The 3,560-nt window shown below is 70.8% G+C and carries 5 protein-coding genes; 4 read left to right on the forward strand and 1 reads right to left on the reverse strand.

Annotated features, from left to right (window positions below; genetic code table 11):
- The 4 genes from H0W38_RS18745 to H0W38_RS18760 form a co-directional block, all read left to right on the forward strand.
- On the forward strand, positions 1 to 1,372 hold a 1,372-nt coding region (locus H0W38_RS18745), incomplete at its 5' end, for a PQQ-dependent sugar dehydrogenase (RefSeq protein WP_292456970.1).
- Between the two features lie 127 nt (positions 1,373 to 1,499).
- Positions 1,500 to 2,276: a hypothetical protein gene (locus H0W38_RS18750; RefSeq protein WP_292456974.1), complete on the forward strand. Its 777-nt coding sequence runs from the start codon at positions 1,500 to 1,502 to the stop codon at positions 2,274 to 2,276.
- Positions 2,277 to 2,308: 32 nt separating this feature from the next.
- A complete protein-coding gene (locus H0W38_RS18755; RefSeq protein ID WP_292456977.1) occupies positions 2,309 to 2,683 on the forward strand; it encodes a glutaredoxin in 375 nt (124 codons plus the stop codon).
- Positions 2,684 to 2,711: 28 nt separating this feature from the next.
- A complete protein-coding gene (locus H0W38_RS18760) occupies positions 2,712 to 3,236 on the forward strand; it encodes a flavin reductase family protein (RefSeq protein ID WP_292456980.1) in 525 nt (174 codons plus the stop codon).
- Here the strand turns inward: H0W38_RS18760 and H0W38_RS18765 are convergent.
- Positions 3,217 to 3,560: tautomerase family protein (locus tag H0W38_RS18765; RefSeq protein ID WP_292456983.1), on the reverse strand; the 344-nt coding region annotated here is incomplete at its 5' end. The two genes, H0W38_RS18760 and H0W38_RS18765, sit on opposite strands and share 20 nt — an antisense overlap.

Here is a 3,560-nt window from a genome sequence, read left to right on the forward strand (position 1 = left end):
CGGGGGTGGCGACGGCGATGCACCGCCGGCGGGCGGCGACCCGACGGTGCCCAGCGCCACGCTCACCGCGCCGGCCGCTTTCGCGCGCGACCTCGGCGGCAGCATCGAGCTGCGAGCGACCGCCAGCGACGACGTCGGCGTGAGCAGCGTCGAGTTCCAGGTCGACGGCGAGCCGCTCGGCCCCGCGGACACGACCGCGCCGTATGCCGCCACGCTGGACACCACCGCCTACGCCTCCGGCCAGCACGTGCTGCGCGCCCGGTCGCGCGATGCGAGCGGAAACCTTTCCTCATGGTCGAACGCCACGGTGGCCTTCGGCGGCAGCCGCAACCGCCCCGCCGGCTTCAGTCTGGAAGAGGACTGGGTCACCGGCCTGATCGCCGCCAGCGCCTTCGCGCTCACGCCCGATGGCCGTTTGCTCGTCGCCGAGCAGGACGGCCGCGTGCGCGTGGTGAAGAACGGCCGCCTGCTGCCGACGCCCTTCGTCACGCTCACGAACGTGAACAGCATCGGCGAGCGCGGCCTCATCGGCGTGGCCGTCGATCCGGGCTTCGCGACCAACGGCTACGTGTACGTGCACTACACGACGATGCAGGGCGGCATCCACAACCGGGTCAGCCGCTTCGTCGCGAGCGGCGACGTGGCGACCGGCCTGGAGTTCGTGCTGCTCGACCTGCCCACCCTCTCCACGGCCACCAACCACAACGGCGGCGCGCTGCATTTCGGCGCCGACGGCAAGCTCTACGTGGGCGTGGGCGACAACGCCAACGGCGTGCAGGCGCAGGACCTCACGCTGCCCTTCGGCAAGCTGCTGCGCATCGACAGCACGGACGGCTCGGCCCCGGCCGACAACCCCTTCGTCGGCGGCTTCAACGATGCGCGCGTCTGGGCTTACGGCTTGCGCAATCCCTTCACTTTCGCGGTGCAGCCGGGCACGGGGCGCATCCACATCAACGACGTCGGTGCGAACAGATGGGAGGAAATCAATCTGGGTGCAGCCGGTGCCGACTACGGCTGGCCCGCCTCCGAAGGGCCCGACGGCGTGACGGCGGGCGTGACCGCACCGCTCTTCGCCTACGCGCGCGGCGATGCCAGCCCCGCCGGCTCCGGCCCGGGCGGCTTCTTCACGGGCGCTTCCATCGCGGGCGGCGCCTTCTATCCAGCGGGGGGCAGCTTCCCCGCCGCCTATCGCGGAGACTATTTCTTCGCGGACTTCGTCAGCAGCTTCGTCGGCCGGCTCGATCTCGACAACGACGGCGCCGCCTATGCTTTTGCCCGCGTGTCGGGCAACCCGGTGGACTTGCGCGTGGGCAACGATGGCGCGCTTTACGTGCTGACGCGAACGGGGATCACGCGCATCGGCGCGCTCTGATTTCGGCTGCGAGCGAGAACGACATCAACCGCCGACCATGCCGGCTGCACCACCGGCAACGCTGGCACCGCAGTCACCGCCGGCACGCCCGCACTACCATTTCCGACCGATCAAAAGTCCGCGTGCCATGACCCCCGCCCCACGCGCTTCGAACGATGGCCTGCCGCGAGCGCATGCCCGGCGGCTGCGCGACATCCACCGCTCGGCCGGCTGGCCGGCGTGCGACGCGGTCGAGATCGATCTGCTCGCCGCCGGCCTGGTCGAGCGCGTGTTCGCTGCCAGCGGCCACGAGACGCTGCGCCTTACCGCCGCCGGCATCGCGCACCTGGCGCGCTCGCTCGAGCGCAACCGCGCGGCCTTCAGCCTGCATGAGGCGCTGGTCGAGCGCGTGGTGCTGGAGATGCAGCGCGCCGGGCGCATCGCCTGGCGCGGCCTGAGCCTGCGGGCGTGGGCGGGCGAGGCGTGGGTGATGGCGATGCCGGATGTCTATTCGGTGCGGCACACCACGGTGGAGGCCTACTTGGCGCCGTTCGTCCATGAGATCAAGGTCAGGCGCGCCGATCTGCTGGCCGATCTGCGCCTGCCGGACAAGCGTGCGGCCTACCTGCAGATGGCCGGCGGCTGCAGCTACGTGCTGGCCGAGGGCATCGCCGAGGCCGACGAAGTCCCGACCGAATGCGGCGTCATCGTGGCGCGCCGCCGTGCCGACGGCGCTGGCTTCGGTGCGCTCGAATGTCTGCGCCCGGCGCCGCTGCGCTCGATGAGCCTGCCCTTCGCGGCCTGGATGGCGCTGGCCCGCGCCACGCCGGCTGCGATGCCGCTCGACGAGGCGCAGGGCGCGCTGGCCGATGCCGAGGCCGGCAAGGTCGATGCGCAGGCCGGCGCCTCGATGGCGCCGCTCTGAGACACTGCCTCGAACCCGCCACGAAGGATCCGATGCCCCGCCCCGTGCTCGACGAAGCTCAGCTTCACCCCGCGATCCGTGACCAGGTCGTCAACGCGCATGCCGACATCGTCCACAACGTGCGCGCTGCCGCGGCTTCCAACCCCGTGCTCGTGATCGGCATGGCGGGCAACCCCTGGTGCCGGCGCGCCCGCAAGGCGCTCGCGGCCGCCGGGCAGGCCCACCATTACCTCGAATACGGCAGCTACGTGAGCGGCTGGCGGCCGCGCACGGCGCTGAAGATGTGGACCGGCTGGACCAGCTTCCCGATGGTGTTCGTGCGCGGGCAACTCATCGGCGGCGCGCAGGACCTCGAACGCCTCATCGCCAGCGGCGAGCTGCCGCGGCTGCTGGCCGAGCCGGCCTGATCTGGCAGCGCCTGACTGCCAGGACGCCATGACGCCTCCCTTGCCCAAGCCCGTGCGCCAGGCGCTGGCGCCGAGTTTCACCGTGCAGCACTTTCGCGATGCGCTGGGCATGTTCGCCACCGGCGTGACCATCGTGACCGCCCGCACCACCGACGGCGAATGCGTCGGCCTGACCGCCAACTCCTTCAATTCCGTCTCGCTGGCGCCGCCGCTGGTGTTGTGGAGCCTGGCGAGTAAGGCCGGCACGATGCCGGCCTTTGCGCGCGGATCGCACTACGCCATCAACATCCTGGCCGCCAGCCAGCGCCGGCTCGCCGAGCGCTTCGCCAGCAAGACCATCGACCGATTCGCCGGCGTGGCCTGGAGCGAAGGCGCCAGCGGCGCACCGCTGCTCGACGGCGCGGCGGCGGTGTTCGAGTGCTTCAACCGCAGCCAGTACGAAGAAGGCGACCATGTCATCTTCGTCGGCGAGGTCGAACGCTGCAGCGTGACGCCCGGCTCCACGCCGCTGATCTTCCACGGCGGGCGGTATTTCACCGAGCTGCCGCTGTAGCGGTCTGCGACGCCGGCGTGTCCGGCGCGATCCAGCGGCGCTCCTGGGTGTGGCCGCCGTAACCCCAGGCGTCGGCGGGTACTTCTTCCACGACCACATAGCTGGCGTGGTGCAGCGACCCCAGGGCCTCGGCGAGCAGGGCATGCACGGCCGACACGAAACCAGCCTTTTCGACCTTGGTGTTCGTGCCCTCGGTTACCTGTATCTGGGCGTGGAAGCTGGCCAGGCCTTGATCGGCCAGCGAGCGCGCGCCGATGAACCACTGCGCCGCGTCCACCGATTCGATCTGCAGCGCGGTCAACGCAGGCTTCTTGCCGAGGTGCT

Origin of the sequence: Methylibium sp. (genome assembly GCF_013817365.1) — a bacterium.
Lineage (GTDB): Bacteria > Pseudomonadota > Gammaproteobacteria > Burkholderiales > Burkholderiaceae_C > Methylibium.

Coding starts and splice junctions, on each gene's coding strand:
- H0W38_RS18755 (WP_292456977.1), top strand. CDS start 2,309: ATGCCCCGCCCCGTGCTCGACGAAGCTCAGCTTCACCCCGCGATCCGT.
- H0W38_RS18760 (WP_292456980.1), top strand. CDS start 2,712: ATGACGCCTCCCTTGCCCAAGCCCGTGCGCCAGGCGCTGGCGCCGAGT.
- H0W38_RS18750 (WP_292456974.1), top strand. CDS start 1,500: ATGACCCCCGCCCCACGCGCTTCGAACGATGGCCTGCCGCGAGCGCAT.